Source organism: Paraburkholderia sp. BL6669N2 (genome assembly GCF_003387275.1).
Classification (GTDB): domain Bacteria; phylum Pseudomonadota; class Gammaproteobacteria; order Burkholderiales; family Burkholderiaceae; genus Paraburkholderia.
This window is the reverse complement of the sequence record NZ_QUNA01000002.1, coordinates 2,335,423-2,351,514: the sequence shown is the minus strand read 5'-3', so window position 1 is coordinate 2,351,514 and position 16,092 is coordinate 2,335,423. Positions and strand designations below refer to the sequence as shown.

14 protein-coding genes are annotated in these 16,092 nt (G+C 61.5%); 9 read left to right on the top strand and 5 right to left on the bottom strand.

Annotated elements, in window-relative coordinates:
- Window positions 1–31 precede the first annotated feature (31 nt).
- On the bottom strand, window positions 32–1,033 hold the full coding sequence (locus tag B0G80_RS33030; RefSeq protein ID WP_116123811.1) for a LuxR family transcriptional regulator: 1,002 nt from the start codon (window positions 1,031–1,033) through the stop codon (window positions 32–34).
- A gap of 182 nt (window positions 1,034–1,215) precedes the next feature.
- Here B0G80_RS33030 and B0G80_RS33025 point away from each other — a divergent pair, with 182 nt between their 5' ends.
- From B0G80_RS33025 to B0G80_RS33010, 4 genes are all read left to right on the top strand, one after another.
- Entirely contained in the window at window positions 1,216–2,127 is a 912-nt protein-coding gene (locus B0G80_RS33025; RefSeq protein ID WP_116123810.1) for a helix-turn-helix domain-containing protein, read from the top strand.
- 481 nt (window positions 2,128–2,608) lie between these two features.
- A complete protein-coding gene (locus B0G80_RS33020; protein ID WP_116122042.1) occupies window positions 2,609–3,034 on the top strand; it encodes a DUF3830 family protein in 426 nt (141 codons plus the stop codon).
- 281 nt (window positions 3,035–3,315) lie between these two features.
- On the top strand, window positions 3,316–4,536 hold the full coding sequence (locus B0G80_RS33015; RefSeq protein WP_116122041.1) for a sensor histidine kinase: 1,221 nt from the start codon (window positions 3,316–3,318) through the stop codon (window positions 4,534–4,536).
- A gap of 625 nt (window positions 4,537–5,161) precedes the next feature.
- Window positions 5,162–7,861, top strand: a complete 2,700-nt coding sequence (locus tag B0G80_RS33010; protein ID WP_408968727.1) for a YadA-like family protein — start codon at window positions 5,162–5,164, stop codon at window positions 7,859–7,861.
- 110 nt (window positions 7,862–7,971) lie between these two features.
- On the opposite strand, the gene B0G80_RS33005 is transcribed toward B0G80_RS33010, so the two are convergent.
- Window positions 7,972–8,100, bottom strand: a complete 129-nt coding sequence (locus B0G80_RS33005) for an oxalate:formate antiporter (protein WP_106282486.1) — start codon at window positions 8,098–8,100, stop codon at window positions 7,972–7,974.
- A 10-nt stretch (window positions 8,101–8,110) separates the two neighbouring features.
- Window positions 8,111–9,514: an OFA family MFS transporter gene (locus B0G80_RS33000; RefSeq protein ID WP_116122039.1), complete on the bottom strand. Its 1,404-nt coding sequence runs from the start codon at window positions 9,512–9,514 to the stop codon at window positions 8,111–8,113.
- 483 nt (window positions 9,515–9,997) lie between these two features.
- On the opposite strand from B0G80_RS33000, the gene B0G80_RS32995 reads away from it, so the two are divergent.
- The 5 genes from B0G80_RS32995 (at window position 9,998) to B0G80_RS32975 (ending at window position 14,376) form a co-directional block, all read left to right on the top strand.
- Entirely contained in the window at window positions 9,998–10,216 is a 219-nt protein-coding gene (locus B0G80_RS32995; RefSeq protein ID WP_106282484.1) for a hypothetical protein, read from the top strand.
- Window positions 10,194–10,913 (top strand): GntR family transcriptional regulator, encoded by a 720-nt coding sequence (locus tag B0G80_RS32990; RefSeq protein ID WP_012427873.1) that lies wholly within the window; start codon window positions 10,194–10,196, stop codon window positions 10,911–10,913. The genes B0G80_RS32995 and B0G80_RS32990 overlap by 23 nt, the downstream gene beginning before the upstream one ends.
- A 391-nt stretch (window positions 10,914–11,304) precedes the next feature.
- A complete protein-coding gene (gene frc / locus B0G80_RS32985) occupies window positions 11,305–12,552 on the top strand; it encodes a formyl-CoA transferase (RefSeq protein ID WP_106282483.1) in 1,248 nt (415 codons plus the stop codon).
- Window positions 12,553–12,581: 29 nt separating this feature from the next.
- Window positions 12,582–13,400 (top strand): fumarylacetoacetate hydrolase family protein, encoded by an 819-nt coding sequence (locus B0G80_RS32980; protein ID WP_116122038.1) that lies wholly within the window; start codon window positions 12,582–12,584, stop codon window positions 13,398–13,400.
- 64 nt (window positions 13,401–13,464) lie between these two features.
- Entirely contained in the window at window positions 13,465–14,376 is a 912-nt protein-coding gene (locus B0G80_RS32975) for an NAD(P)(+) transhydrogenase (Re/Si-specific) subunit beta (RefSeq protein ID WP_116122037.1), read from the top strand.
- A 62-nt stretch (window positions 14,377–14,438) separates the two neighbouring features.
- Here B0G80_RS32975 and B0G80_RS32970 read toward each other — a convergent pair whose 3' ends face one another.
- Together B0G80_RS32970 and B0G80_RS32965 are read right to left on the bottom strand one after the other, a co-directional pair.
- Entirely contained in the window at window positions 14,439–14,744 is a 306-nt protein-coding gene (locus tag B0G80_RS32970) for a hypothetical protein (protein WP_116122036.1), read from the bottom strand.
- Window positions 14,745–14,840: 96 nt separating this feature from the next.
- On the bottom strand, window positions 14,841–15,788 hold the full coding sequence (locus tag B0G80_RS32965; RefSeq protein WP_012427868.1) for a LysR family transcriptional regulator: 948 nt from the start codon (window positions 15,786–15,788) through the stop codon (window positions 14,841–14,843).
- Window positions 15,789–16,092: the final 304 nt, after the last annotated feature.

Genomic DNA, 16,092 nt, shown 5'->3' with positions numbered 1-16,092 from the left:
TTCGCGTGCCGGCTCTGAGCTTTGCCAGCCTCTACGTCACATAAGCCTGCGCGACATTGATCAACTGCACGCGGTTGCGCACATTGAACAGCTGGCGCAGACGGCGCAAGTGGTAATCGACGTTATGCGGCGACAGCCCGAGGAAGTAGGCAATCTCCTTGTCTCGCTGACCCTGCACGACCGCCTTCAGCACCGCATGCTGCAATTCGCTCAGCGTCACGCGTTGCTGCTGCGCGGGCGCGATGCCGATCACGCTCTTCGCGTGCGTCCAGATGAACTCGTGGATCGTGTGCGCGAACATCAGCGTTTCGGCCACGATCGACTCGGTCATCCAGCGCGGATTGCCGATCTCGGAGTTGAAGCACAGGCTCGCGCTCAGTTCCGGCTCGGGCAGCGGCATCTGCGTGAGAATGCCGCTTTTGCGCCCGGTCGCCTCCAGCATGTCGATCAGCCCGCCGAGGCGTTCGCTGCGCATTTGCGCACGCGGCAGGTCGGCGCGCATGTCGGCCGTGTTCCAGAGAAACGGCATGCCGGTGGGCGAGGCGAGGGCCACGCGCGGGTCGAGCTCGAAATAACGCTCGCGAAAATAACGCGTGAGCCAGTTCTGCGACTCGTAGCTGGTCAGCACGAACATCGTCTTGTGATGCGCCGACGTGCGCGTGGCTGTATAGCTGAACGAGTCGAAGCCCAGTTGCCTGATGCGCCGCCGCACGAATTCGATGCGGTCCTGCGCGCTGCCAAAGCGCACCAGCGGACTGATGACGGGTGCGGCGCGCCGCGCGGCGGGCGAGGGCGTGCCGATCTCCTCCTCGGTGAAGAGCGTGAGAAAGCCTGCGGGCGCCACGCCTGTTGCGGTGCGGTTGGGTGCCCTGGATGCTTCAGCCGCGTGGGCTGATTTCTCGAGTTGCCGCGTGCCGGCCGGGTAAGCCGGTTGGGCGGCAACCGCCGAGTTGTATGCTGCCGACGCGTGCCCGGCTTCACCTTGCGGCGAACCGGTCAACCAGTGCGGCAGCGTATCGCATTCGTGTTCCATGAAACGGTAGCTCCGGCGTTCGAAACGCGTGAAAGACGACAACCTGAATGATTAGCTATTTCCAGAAATTGCGGTAGCCGGTTCCTTGCTATCATTTTTGAGTTCTTGCTGCGATAGAGAATCGGCAACGCTGGCATGGCAGGGTTCACTCTTCATATGGCACCTCCCTGGGAATGGACGTGATGGTACGAATTCCAAAACTCACAACGACGCTCGCCTACGACCGCTACATGGCGGGCCAGAAACTGGTGTCGAGCGTGGATCGCCCGTGGCGGCACCTGGTGCTGCGCTCGTATCTCGAACCGGCCGAGCAGGAGCTGCTGGAAGCGCCCGGCTTGCAGGACCTCACGCTGATGACGCTCGCGAGCGGCGCCGAGCATCTCGAACGCAACCTGGACGGGCGCTGGGAAAGCGCCGATCTGCATATGGGCGACGTCTGGTTCGTGCCGCCCGCGCCGATCTCCTGGCGCTGGCGTTCGATCAGCGATGCGCCGCTGTCGACCGTCCATTTGCACCTCGAGCGCAGCCTGATCGACAGCGTCGCCGAGCAGATGGAACTGGGCGGCTCCCGTGAGCTGTCCCTCGGCGACGCGATGCAGTTTCGCGATCCGCTAATCGCCGCGATGCTTGCTGCATTGCATCGCGCCGCCGCCGATCCGTCCGACTCGCGTCTGTATGTCGATGCGCTGGTCCACGCGCTAGCCGCGCATCTGTTGCAGCACTATGCGCGCGGCCGTCCCGGGCCCGCCGCAACGCCGGCGCGCCCGGAGCGCCTCGTGCCGCGCCGGGTCCGCCGTGTAACCGATTACATTTGCGCCAATCTCGACGGTGATCTGGCGATCAGCGAACTGGCCGCGCAGGCGGGGCTAAGCAGTTTCCATTTTGCGCGGGTGTTTCGCCGCGAGACCGGCGAGACGCCGCATCAATATGTATCGCGCTTGCGGCTCGAGGAAGCCGCGCGGCTGTTGCGTGCCACCGGTCAGACCGTGCTGCAAATTGCGATCGCGGTTGGTTTCGAGAATGCCAGTCATTTCTCCGTGCAGTTCAAGCGTGGCTACGGCGTAACGCCGCTCGCTTACCGGCTGCGCGGCTGAAGTACGGATTGCGCGGCTGGAAGTGGCCGGCTGGTCAGCGCGGCAATGGCGGGACGGCAGTGGACGATTCGAGGCAGCCTGATGAGGGCGCCTCGCCCCTCGCCGCTTTCGCCGCCGGGCAGTGCTGCCGCCCTGCCTCCGACCGCGGACAAGATCGGGTCGCCGGAAGATTCAGCCGATGAGCCGCCTTCGGGAATCACGCACATCGCGCAGTGTGCTGTGCATTGCGCAGCTTGCAAACTACGAACTTTCGTGGCGGCGAGGTGGTTGGACCTGGCATGCGTGTGCCGGTGTGGCTTGCCGGGCGTAATTCGCTCAAAACATTGGCACAGGTCCAAATGGACTGACCAGTCGGACAGCAACTGTATCTGTCGAAGCCTTGCATCGGACGACAGAATCATCTGCCCGTGGCTTGGCTCCTCGCCCTGCGTCAAGCGCTCCGACCGACCGTTCCCTTCACCTTCACACTGGAAACCTGGCGATGACCCGACTCCGAATCACCTCCTGCGGCCATGTCTTTACCGCCGAAACCCATCCGGACGCGCCGCAAACCGTGGCCGCTTTCCTGAAGCTCCTACCGTACCGGCAAAAGCTCATCCACGTGCGCTGGAGCGGCGAAGGATGCTGGGTGCCGCTCGGCGACTTCAAGCTCGAAAACGACGGCAACGCGGTCGGCTTCGAGAACCATACGAGCCATCCGTCGGTCGGCGATATCCTGTTTTATCCCGGCGGCTATAGCGAAACCGAGATCATTCTCGCGTACGGTTCGTGCTGCTTCGCGAGCAAGATGGGGCAACTCGCGGGCAATCACTTCCTGACGATCGTCGAAGGCAAGGAGAAGCTGCGCGAGCTCGGCACCAAAGTGCTGTGGGAAGGCGCGCAGGACGTGCTGTTCGAGAGGATCTGAAGCGGCGGGGCAGTTTCGCGCAAGGGGGATGACCTCCGGGTGGCAACCTCCCGGACTTCCTTCTTTGGGACGAGCCGGGCGGACACGTCCTAACCCTGGTTAATTTTTGTTCCATAAATCGCGCATACTGGAGGCGCCCGGGCGGCTTGCGCAGCGCTCACCATTGCCTCCTGAGCGCGGTTTGCAGTCCATGCGGTCGCGTTAAGCATGTCCTGAAGGAAGTCTCGCCGGGACGGCGCGGAACACCTATTTTCGCCGCCATGCGGCGCCAGGTCTCCCACATGACAGACTCGCACGTACTGCCGCTCACCGCTTTCGCCAAACAGTTGCGCCTGCAACAGGTCGAACTGACCGAACGCTGGATGAAGGCGGTCTTTCATGACGCAGAATTGACCGAATCTGACCGGCTGACCTACGAACAACTGGCCGATCACATTCCGAATATCCTCGACGAAATCTGCAGCGTGCTGGAGAACCAGGATCTCGACCACGTAGAGAGCGCGATCGAACGCGACGCGCGCTTGCACGGCAAATTGCGCTGGAAGCAAGGGTACCGGATCGACGAACTGGTGCGCGAGCTCGATCTGTTCCGGCAGATGCTGACCGGCGCGATCGTCGAATTCAGCGAAGCGCGGCCGTATTTCACGCGGCGTCACGAGGAGCGGGCGCGGCACTTCATCGACGAAGCCGTGAGCTTTGTCACGCTGACGTCGATCCGCGAGGTCGTCAACGAACGCGACCGCACGATCGACGACTACACCGAGCGCCTCGAGCGCGCCAATCACGAGCTGACGCTCAAGCAACGGCTGGTCGGCGACCTGTACGAGTCGCGCATGCAAATCACGCGCAGCGTCGTGCACGACCTGCGCAACTTTCTCAACGTGTTTTCGATGGCGCTGCAACTGATCGGCCGCGCGCCGTCCAAAACCGAGACCGCGCTCGCGCTGGCAAACCGTCAGGCGGCCGATATGAAAACGCTGGTCGACGAACTGGTCGAATACTCGGTGGTGCTCGGCGACGACAGTCCGCTCGTGCTGGAAAGCTTCGCGCTGCGCGAGCTGTTCGACGAACTGGTGATCTCCTGCGAAAGCGCGATCGAAGCGAAAGGGCTGCAGCTTCAGACCGCCTTCGACGGCGCGCTGGACGTGGTCGTCTCCAACCGTCTCAAGCTCAAACAGGTCGCGCTCAACCTGTTGACCAACGCGGCCAAATACACCAAGGCGGGCGAGGTCGAATTGAGCATGACGGCGATGGAAAACGATCGCTGGCGCCTGCGCGTGTCGGATACGGGCGTGGGCATCGGCGCGTCGGACCGCGAGCGCGTGTTCAAGGAGTTCGAGCGCGCCACGGACGAGGACATTCCGGGCGCGGGCCTGGGCCTCGCGATCGTCAAGGAACTGTGCCGGGTGCTGCAGGGCGAGATTCGCTTCGACTCGCACGAAGGCGAGGGGACGATCTTCGAAATCAGTTTTCCGATGCGTCTGGAGGCCGCGGGCCGCTGATAGATCTGCCTTGGTATAGCGTCACCCGCTGTATCAGTTCACGCCTCTTCACGTGTAGTTCTCCCGTATGACTTCCGTTTGACTGCCGAGGGTAGACCCGTTGTGGTCGATTTTCGTCCCGTTTTGAGAACTTCAAACGGAATTAGCGCTGTCTCGTGCGCTGATTCGGAATAGTCAAAATTTCTTCTTAGAAGTGCCTAGAAATAATGAGCGCGATATAAGACGTTTGGCATTTTTGGTCTTAAACGCGCTATGTCGTTTTTCCAATATAAGCTAAAAAATCGCTTTACACGGTATATTTGTGCTCGGCGACTTTGTGGTCGTGACCAGGTAGTCACGCTGTCTTAAGTTTCTATTGGATCGCGTTAAATAATTAGGATGACATAGTAAAAATCCTGGTGCTTGGATCTTCTATAAAAGATTGGGAGGAATGTTGAACAAGTCTTATGAGAGCGTATGGAATAGCACGACCCGCACATACGCGGCGGGGTCCGAGGTGACGAAAGGTCGTGGTGGGCGAGGGGTTGTAGGCTATAGCGCACTGCTAGCCGTCGGCACCAGTCTGTTTGGGACGTTAGTGATGGCTTTGCCCGCGAAAGCGGCCGGGGAGTCGCCCAACCCACTCATGAATGCGCCTGTCGAATGGGATGTCGCCGATCCGGTGACTGTCGGCCAAACGCCCGAGTCCAATGTGAACCGTTCAAAAACGCTAACGCTTGCAACTGCTGCGCTGGCTGATCCAGTACCCGTCACCCAATTCATTGCCGTCAGTCCGTTCACGACGCCCGCGTTGACGACGTCAGCGTCGGGAGGCGAAAACGCAATGGCGATCGGCGTCGGCGCGATGGCCATCGACAATAACGCGCTCGCCGTTGGCACCAGTTCGGGCGCGGCGCGCGTCAATACGACCGCCGTCGGCGCGGGAGCCGCAGCGTTGGCACCCAATGCGACGGTGGTGGGCGCGGGTGCGACAAGCAACAATTTTGCAGAGAATGGTGTTGCAATCGGCTATAACGCAGCCGTTCAGAACGTCAATGCATTGGCTATCGGGACGAGCGTCCAAACGGACGCGGCGAACTCGATCGCAGCGGGTAGCGGCGCCCTTATCACGGCGGCCGCCACGAAAGCAATCGCGTTTGGTTCCGGTGCGACGGCCACGGCAGCGGGATCGGTCGCGTTGGGTGCGGATTCCTCCGCGGACCGGGCGAATACCGTCTCAGTCGGCACCGCCACGCTGCAACGGCAGATCGCCAATGTCGGGGCCGGCACCCAGGGCAGCGATGCCACTAACGTCTCGCAGTTGAAGGGCATGGCGGGCGTGCTGGGAGGCGGCACCGACGTTGCCGCGGACGGAACGATTGCGAAGCCCGTCTATAAGGTCGGCGGGAGGATATACAACGATGTGGGCTCCGCGCTCGCAGCCGTCGTCACGACCACCACCCAGGCCAGCGCCGATTCCGTTCAGTACGATTCGAGCTCTCACGATACCGTCACGTTAGGCAGCAGTAGCGCGCCGGTCCGGCTCACCAACGTGCGCGCCGCGAATCTTGCCGCCGGCAGTTCGGACGCCGTCAACGGCGCACAATTGTTCGCCACCAATCAGGCCGTCGCGCAGAACACAGGCAGCATCACGAACCTCGATCAGCGCGTCACGGATAACACGACGAACATTAGCAACCTCGATCGACGGGTCACGGACAACACGACGAACATCAGCAACCTCGATCAGCGCGTCACGGATAACACGACGAATATCAGCAACCTCGATCAGCGCGTCACGGACAACACGACGAACATCACCAACCTCGATCAGCGCACCACGGACAACACCACGAATATCAGCAAACTCGATCAGCGCACCACGACGATCGAAGGCGACGTGAGCAACATCACGAACCAGATCAGCAATGGCGAGATCGGGCTGGTTCAGCAGGATCAGACCTCGCGTAATCTCACGGTGGCGAAGGACACGAACGGCGCTCGCATCGATTTCACCGGGACCGGGGGCGCACGGGAGTTGACGGGCATTGCGGCCGGCACCACGGATTCCTCCGCGGTCAATCTCGGCCAGTTCAGACCGATGGTGGCCGCGCTGGGCGGCGGCGCGCAGATCAACGCCGACGGTTCGCTGACCGGCCCCAGCTATCACATGCAGGGCGGCACGCAAACCACCGTCGGCAACGCGCTCGACTCGCTCGACACAGGCCTCAACACCTTGCAGCAAAGCATGCAGAACGGCGGCATTGGGATGGTCACGCAGGATCCCGTGTCGCGCGTCATCAACGTCGGTGCGATCACGGACGGCAAGCTGATCGACATGGCCGGCACGGCGGGCAACCGCGTCGTCACAGGCGTGGCAGCCGGCACGGTGGGGCCGGCCAGCAGCAACGCGGTCAATGGCTCGCAACTATACGCGCAGGCGGCGAGCACGGCGGTGGCGCTCGGCGGCGGGGCGACCGTCAACGCGGACGGTTCGGTCTCGGCGCCGTCGTATAGCGTGGGCGGCACGGTCGTGAACAATGTCGGCGGCGCGATCACCAACCTGGACGGGCGCGTGACGCAGAACAGCAGCGATATCGCCGGTCTGCAAAGCACCGTCGGCAACCTTGGCGGCGCGGTTGCGAATGCGGTGCAGTACGACAGTTCGGCGCATGACCGAATCACCCTCGGCGGCGCGGCGGCCAATGCGCCGAAAGTCCAGATGACCAATCTGCAGGACGGCACACTGTCGGCCACCAGTACCGACGCGGTGACCGGAGCGCAACTCTGGACCACCAACCAGACTGTCAGCACGCTTAGCCAGCAGATCAACGTGGTGCGGAACAACCAGACCAGCGGCACGCCCTATGTTGCCGTCAACAGTTCGGGTAACGCTGCACAGGCAATCGGCAACGGTTCCGTGGCGATCGGCGGCGGCGCCAAAGCATCGGCGCCGAACTCGGTCGCGATCGGCGAGGGCTCGGTGGCCGATGTGACCAACACGGTGTCGGTGGGCTCGTCCGGCAGCGAGCGCCGTATCACCAACGTCGCGGCGGGGCAGGGGCCGACCGACGCCGTCAACATGCAGCAGTTCCAGGGCGGTTTGAGTGACATGGCGCGCAACGCGTACTCCGGAACGGCATCGGCGCTGGCGCTGACCTCGATCCCCGAAGTCGATGCCACGAAGAACCTCGCAATCGGCGTCGGAACGGCTGGTTACAAAGGCTATCAGGCGGTGGCGGTGGGTCTGTCGGCGCGCGTCACGCAGAGTCTGAAGGTGAAACTCGGCGCGGGCATCAGTTCCGCCACCACTGCGGTCACGGCCGGGGCGGCGTATCAATGGTAGCCGGGCGGCGGGAAATGAGCGCTGCTGGAATGCGTCGGTAGACAGTCAGCGAGTCACACTCGCTGCAGAGGCACCCCGCACGTCCGAGCGCGCGGGGTGCCGAACGACATTTACTTGAAGAGCTTCATTGCCTGCGAGAGCGTATTGACCACGCCCCATGCCAGCGGCAGCGTCACATACAGCCAGAAGACGGCGAGTTTGACCTTGCTGGTCTGATTCACTGCTTGAATGGTCGACATGCGAGTCTCCTTAAGCGCCTTTGGCGAGTTGTGCGTCGGTCATGTGGTGCTTGTCGTCCACACGCTTGATCAGCAGGTTGCAGACGAAGCCCACTACCAGCAGCACGGCCATGATGTGAACGGTCATCGTGTACGCATCCGCCTTGGCGACGCCTTGCGCGACTTGATAAGCGCGAATGTAGTTGACCAGCACCGGACCGGCGACGCCCGCCGCGGCCCACGCCGTCAGCAGACGCCCGTGAATGCCGCCGACGAACGCCGTGCCGAACATGTCGGCGAGATAAGCCGGCACGGTCGAGAAGCCGCCGCCGTACATCGTCAGGATCACGCAGTAGGCGAGCACGAAAAGGGCGATGTGGCCCGACGCCGCGAAACCGGGCACGAGGTAGTACAGCACCGCGCCGAGCGCGAAGAAGATGAAGTAGGTGTTCTTACGGCCGATCCAGTCCGACGCCGACGCCCACACGAAACGGCCGCCCATATTGAAGAGCGACAGCAGGCCGACGAAACCAGCCGCCGCGGCTGCCGACACCGTGTCCTTGAAGCTCTCCTGAATCATCACCGAGGCCTGGCCGAGAATGCCGATGCCGGCCGTCACGTTCAGGAACAGCACGAGCCAGATCAGATAGAACTGCGGCGTCTTCAACGCCTGATCGATATGCACGTGATTGCGCGAGATCATCTTGTTCTGATTCGTGGCGCCCGGCGTCCAGCCGGCCGGCTTCCAGTCCGTCGGCGGCACGCGGATCGCGAGTGCGCCGATCGTCATCGAGATGAAATACGCAATGCCGAGCACGACGAACGTTTCGGCCACGCCGATGCTGGTCGCGCTGCGGAAATGATTCATCAACGCCACGGACAACGGCGCGGCGATCATCGCGCCACCGCCGAAGCCCATGATCGCCATGCCGGTCGCCATACCGCGGCGATCCGGGAACCAGCGGATCAGCGTGGACACCGGCGACACGTAGCCGAGGCCGAGCCCGATTCCGCCGATCACGCCGTAGCCGAGATAGAGCAGCACGATCTGATGCAGGTATACGCCGAGCGCGGAAACCAGGAATCCACCGCCGAAGCAGCATGCGGCGGTAAACATCGTGCGGCGCGGGCCGACGCGTTCGAGCCACTTGCCCGCGAAGGCCGCCGACAAACCGAGGAACACGATCGCCAGCGAGAAGATCCAGCCGAGCGAGGTCAGGGACCAGTCGTCAGCAGTCGATTGCGTGATGCCGATGACTTTTGTCAACGGACCGTTGAACACGGAAAAGGCGTACGCCTGGCCGATGCAGAGGTGGACGGCAAGGGCCGCGGGCGGAACCATCCAGCGCGAAAAACCTGGCTTCGCGACGGTGGCCTGCTTGGAAAAGAAGGGGGCGGAGCCTGAATTCCCGCTCGGCTCGGTGATGCTACTCATGGTCGGTCTCCCGGTGACGAATTAGTTGTTATCGGCCTTGCACAAGAATGCTTTAGGTCTTGTGGCGTAAAAATTGCGGTTTTCGATGCCGCCGATATATGTATTTTCATTGCATATGGCGTGCTCGAATTCGCGACGAAATCAACTTCGTCGAACGATAGGGGGCGATCAAGCCCTTGGCAATATGAGATACAAATACATATGATGTTTGCCTGGTGAAACACGAGCGTAATCTGCCGATTCGAGGCCCGACGGTGGCGTTGTCCGGAATGAACTACCGGATTCTTACAGGGCGGCAGCCCGACAGCGCCATCTTTTGCCACGTCGGCCCGCTTGACCGAACACCCCGGAGCGGCCCGTGCTACCGTGAGTAGATAATCCTAAAAACAACAGCGACTGATATACTACATACGGAATATTGATTTTTGCGGCATTGCAGCATATGATTGAGTCATTCCTTCACTCAATCATTCGGAGTTACAAATGGAAGTTGTTCCTCTCTCCCTGTTTGCCATTGCTGTTGTCGGTTTAGGCTCTGCCGCCACTGTGCTGTTGACCCGCTGGATTCCGCAGCCTGTCGCGCAGCTTGCAGCGCAACATGGCCGCTTCGTCGGCTTGGGCGAGCAACGCGTGGCAGTGGCAAGACCGTATCGTGCGCATGTTCAACAAGAGGCGATGAATGTCGTCAGAACTTCAAACTGAAGCAGTGGCCACACCGTTGACGTTGTCATTGCAGCCGATCGGCGCGAGCGCGAGCTTGCGCGATCAGGCGTATGCGATGCTCCGCCAGGCCATTGCCGACGCGGACATCTATCAGAACCGTGAAGAAATCCGTCTCGACGAGCGGGTGCTGAGCGAGTCGCTCGGCGTTAGCCGCACGCCGGTGCGCGAGGCCATGACGCTGCTCGAACAGGAAGGTTTTCTGCGCATGGTGCCGCGCCGCGGCATCTATATCGTGCGCAAGAGCAAGCGTGAAATCGTCGAGATGATCCAGATGTGGGCCGCGCTCGAAAGCATGGCGGCGCGTCTTGCCACGCTGCACGCCACGGACGAGGAAATCGCCCGTCTGCGCCACATGTTCGACAACTTCCGCGACGCGACGCCGGCGGAACACATCGCCGAGTATTCGGACGCCAACATTGCGTTTCACCAGGCGATTGTCGAGTTGTCCAAGTCGCAGATCATTCTCGACACAATCAAGAATATCTTCATCCACGTGCGCGCGATTCGCCGCATGACCATTTCGCAGAGCGACCGCGCGTCGCGCTCGATCGTCGATCATCTGCGCATTATCGAAGCGCTGGAGAAGCGCGATACCGAACTGGCCGAGCGTCTCACCCGTCAGCATTCGCTGGATCTGGCGGCGTTCGTCGAGGCGAATTGCGATTTTCTGGACTGACGCGGCTGCCTCGCGAGGCGGCGTTTGATGAATGAGTAGGACAGGAAGGGCCCGCGGCGCAGCCACCGCGGGCCTTTTTTATTTGTGTCGAACGCAGCAGGCGCGGGGCTTCCCGGCTAATGCGGGATAAACCTCGCTTGACGGTCCTAAAAATATGGTATGTGATATATCAAAAGACGCAGACCGAAAGCCGATGCCGTTGTTTCGCCCGCATCGCGTGACGGCGCTAACGTTTTTTGCCGCGAAGACAAGCCGCATACATAGTCAGCGCGGCGGAGAACGCACCGAAATTGCCAGGAAATTACAAGTAGACGCCTTTTCAACAACTACGTTGCTCAGGACCAGAGTAAGGCGCTAAAGCGCAAGCCTTGGTCGACACAGGAGACAGGACATGAGCAAAGCACTCGACGGTGTGCGCATTCTCGACTTCACGCATGTGCAATCCGGGCCTACCTGCACGCAACTGCTTGCATGGTTCGGCGCGGATGTCATCAAGGTGGAGCGGGCGGGCGCGGGCGATATCACGCGCGAGCAGTTGCGCGATATTCCCGATGTGGACAGCCTCTACTTTACGATGCTCAACCACAACAAACGCTCCGTCACGATCGATACGAAGAATCCTGAAGGCAAGCAGGTGCTCGAGGCGCTGATCCAGAAATGCGACGTGCTGGTCGAGAACTTCGCGCCGGGCGCGCTGGACCGCATGGGCTTCACGTGGGAGCGGATTCAGGAACTGAATCCGCGCATGATCGTCGCGTCGGTGAAGGGCTTCGGTCCTGGGCCGTACGAGGACTGCAAGGTCTACGAGAACGTCGCGCAATGCGCGGGCGGCGCGGCTTCGACCACCGGCTTCGACGACGGCCCGCCGGTCGTGACAGGCGCGCAGATCGGCGACAGCGGCACCGGCTTGCATCTGGCGCTCGGTATCGTCACGGCGCTGTATCAACGCACACACAGCGGACGCGGTCAGCGCGTACTCGCCGCGATGCAGGACGGCGTGCTCAATCTGTGCCGCGTGAAACTGCGCGACCAGCAGCGGCTCGAACGTACCGGCGTGATGAAAGAGTATCCGCAGTATCCGAACGGAGAGTTCGGCGAAGCGGTGCCGCGTGCGGGCAATGCGTCGGGCGGCGGTCAGCCGGGCTGGATCCTGAAGTGCAAGGGATGGGAGACCGACCCCAACGCGTATATCTACTTCATCACGCAGGCGCCCGTGTGGGCGAAGATCTGCAACGTGATCGGCAAGGAAGAGTGGGCCACGGATCCCAACTACGCGACGCCCGCTGCGCGCCTGCCGCATCTGAAGGATATCTTCGCCGAGATCGAACGCTGGACCATGACGAAGACCAAGTTCGAGGCCATGCAGATCCTGAACAAGTACGACATTCCGTGCGGGCCGATTCTGTCGATGAAGGAAATCGCCGAAGAACCGTCGCTGCGCAAAACCGGCACGATTGTCGAAGTGGATCATCCGACTCGCGGCAAGTATCTGACGGTTGGCAATCCTATCAAACTGTCCGACAGCCCGACCGAGGTCACGCGCTCGCCGTTGCTGGGTGAACATACCGACGAAGTCATGGCCGAACTCGGCTATTCGCCCGAACAGGTCAGTGCGCTGCGCACTGCCGGCGCGATCTAGGCCCGATCCACGTAAACAGGGAGCAACGTATGGATACATGGATGCGGTTCATGTCGAGCGACGCAGGCGTCGTGTTCGGCCGTGTGGACGGTGGCTATCTGCACGAATATGAAGGTCTGGAGCACCCGGTGCCGACCGGCGCCGTGCTGTCGACGCGCGCGCTGACGCCGCTCGCGCCGTGCGCGCCCGGCAAGATCGTCGCGCTGTGGAACAACTTTCACGCGCTGGCGGCGAAGCTCGACAAACCGGTGCCGGCGCACCCGCTTTTCTTGTTGAAGCCCGCGGGTTCGGTGATCGGTTCAGGTGAGCCGATCAGGCGGCCGCTCAGCTATGCCGGCAAGATCGCCTATGAAGGCGAACTCGGCATTGTGATCGGACGGCGCTGCCGCGATGCGAGTGTTGAAGAGGCGGCGGGAGCGATTTTCGGCTACACGCTCGTCAACGACGTCACCGCGGCTGATCTGTTGAACGAGAATCCGCACTTTCCGCAATGGTGCCGGGCGAAGGGCTTCGATACGTTCTGCTGTATCGGACCGGCGATCGTCTCCGGTTTCGACTGGCAGCAGGCACGTCTTGTCACAATGCTCGATGGCGTGGAGCGGCAGAACTATCCGCTCGCCGACATGGTTTTCTCGCCCGCCGAGCAGGTGAGTCTGATCTCGCAGGATCTCACGCTCGAGCCGGGCGATGTGATCGCGTGCGGCACGTCGGTCGGCGTCGGTTCGATCAAGGATGGCGCGACAGTAACGGTCACGGTCGACGGGATCGGCACGCTGAGCAATACCTTGAGCGCCGTGCGCGCGGGCGCCGCCGCAGGCGCGGAGCCGGCCGTGGCAGGCGCTGTCTGAACGCTTGACCGATTGCGCGATCCGTTGGGATCGCGCCCATGCATTCCGGTACGAAGGAGCGCGCATGCCGCTAGCGTATGACAGTACCGTCTGGTGTTCGCTGGCCGTGGTGTTTGCTTCGGTGCTGGCCGTTGCGCTTGCGGCTGTCGGGCAACTGCCGGTCGAACGGCGACCGAAGCGCCGTCCTGACTGGCATGCGGGCGCATTGGCCGCCGCGCTCGCCGGTCTTTTCGCAGCCGGCATAGGCGCGAGCGACGGCGTGGTCGGCGCAGCCGTGGCGGGCGCGGTGCTCGGCGCGTGGCTGGTGCGTCGGCGCAACTTGACGCGGCGCCCGCGCCTCGTTGCGTTGTTGGCCAGCAGCATGGGGCTCGCTGTGATGTCGGGCGGCTTCGCGCGTTATCTGTCGTCGTCGGCGCAGGCGAATGTCGAGCGTGTCGAACTCTGTGTCGCCGTGTTCATCGGCGCATTGATCTTCGCCACGTCGGCCACCGCGTTCTGCAAACTGCGCGGTGCGCTGCGACTCAGCGTGGTGGCGCGTCCGGGGCACGGCATCGTCAACCTGTTTGCGCTGTTACTGTGCGGCTGGCTCGGCTATGGATTCGTGACCGAACCGGCACAGCCATTCGGACTCGCCGCGCTCCTCGCGATGAGCGCGCTGGCTTGTGCGATGGGCGTACATTTGATGCTCAGCCGCGAGTACTCCGACAGCCACGAGCATGGTCACGATTCGAGCACACTCGCCTTTGCCGCGCGCTGTCATAGTCTGACGATGGGCAAGCACGGGCTGTTCGCACGAATCGAATGGCGCGGCGGGGAAGAGCAGACCTGGACGCTGCGCGACGTAACGACATACTGCGTGCGCACGGCGGCCTACCCGTATCGTCGAAACGGTAGCAATGGTGTGAGTGCCCACGTGCGGCAACGTGCGTGCGACCGCCGCCGGCCGGTTCGCGCTGCGGCACGGCGAATGCCATGAATGCTCACACCTTCAGGCGGGCGGGTGTAACGCGTCGCGGGACCGTGATCCCGCGAACACCCTCACTCGCCCGCCGACGCGAACTCGCTGAAGTACTGCGCCTTCTTGTGCAGAATCATTTGAGCGAGAAAGTCGGCGTCGTACGCGCTATGCAAATGGGCGTGAAAGCGCTCGATGTAGGCAGTGATCCGCGCCGCCTCGCTATTGAATTCCCTGAGCACGTCGAGGGTGGCGCGGTCCCAGCGAAAGCGCAGGCCGAGGTCGCTGAAGGCGGCGTTGTACGCGCTCAGGTGGGCGTCGTCGGGATGGTTCGCGGCAACACGGGCAGTGTGTGCGCTGGGATGAGACTCAACCGAAGCGTGGTTCATGACCGGACTCCTGGGCAGACGAGTGATGGAACTCGCTTGCAGCATAGAAGTCCTGACGAATCTGCAATAGTTAAAGTTTCATTGGATATTCATAGCCTACTGCTTATACACGCTCAATTCCTTGACGCGCGTGATCTTCTCGATCAGATTCGCGCCTTCCTCCATCAGGAAGCGTTTGAAGGCGACTGCCACCGGCGGCAGTCGCTTGTTCTTTCGATGCACCACGTACCAGTTGAGCATGACCGGAAAGCTCTCGACATCGAGCACGACAAGGTGGCCGAGCTGCAATTCGAGGCTGATGGTATGCGCGGACAGAAAGGCGATACCCATGCCCGCGATCACGGCCTGCTTGATCGTTTCGGTGCTTTTGATCTCCATGGCGATCTTGAGGTTGGCAAGCCGCCCGGCGAAGCCTTCTTCCATCGAATTCCACGTGTCCGAGCCACGCTCGCGCACGATAAACGCTTCGTTCGCCAACTGGCTGAATTTGATGTTGCGCTTATTGGCGAGCGGATGCGTGGGCGCCGCCACGATCACATACGGGTGCGGTGCAAACGGCTCGTTGGTCGCGTCGGTCTCGTGGGGCGGACGCACCATCACCGCAAGATCGGTCTGGTTGGTAGCCAGCTGATGCAGCAGTTCCTCGCGATTGTGCACGGCGAGGTTGAGCACGACGCCCGAGTAACGGCGCGTGAATTCAGCCAGCAGCCGCGGAAAGAAGTAGTCGCCGGCACTGATCACCGCGACATTCAGCTTGCCGCCGGAGACACCTTTGAGCTGACTCATCGCTTCGTCGACTTCGTGGAACTGCTGGATGATCGCGCGGCTGTAGTGAAGCATTTCGGTGCCGGCCGGCGTCAGGTAGATTTTTTTGCCGAGTTGTTCGAACAGCGGCAGCCCGGCGTGTTCTTCGAGTTGCCGGACCTGAGTGGAAACGGCCGGCTGGGTGAGGTGCAATTCCTCGGCGGCACGCGAGAAGCTCAGGTGGCGCGCGACCGTTTCGAAAACCTTCAGTTGCCGCAGAGTCGCATTCCGCATCGTCATGACCGATGTATAAGCAAATGTGAATCAACATAATAACAAACTTTAATTATTAGTAATTCAGCAATGACCCTAGCATGGCTCTGTATAAGAAAGCGGAATTGCCGCCGCAGCGCGTGGCGAAAAACTCGGGTTAACGCTTGGATGCGAGCCCTGATGGGCGAAGCAACCGACGCCTCGCGGTTAAAGGCATTAATTGATCGGAATAAAGAAATTCCCGCAAAGAGATGATTTAAGTCGATCTATTTTTAAAGCAGCGAATTAAAGACGCAAATATCAGATATTCCCGAAGAGCGCGGCTTTTCGG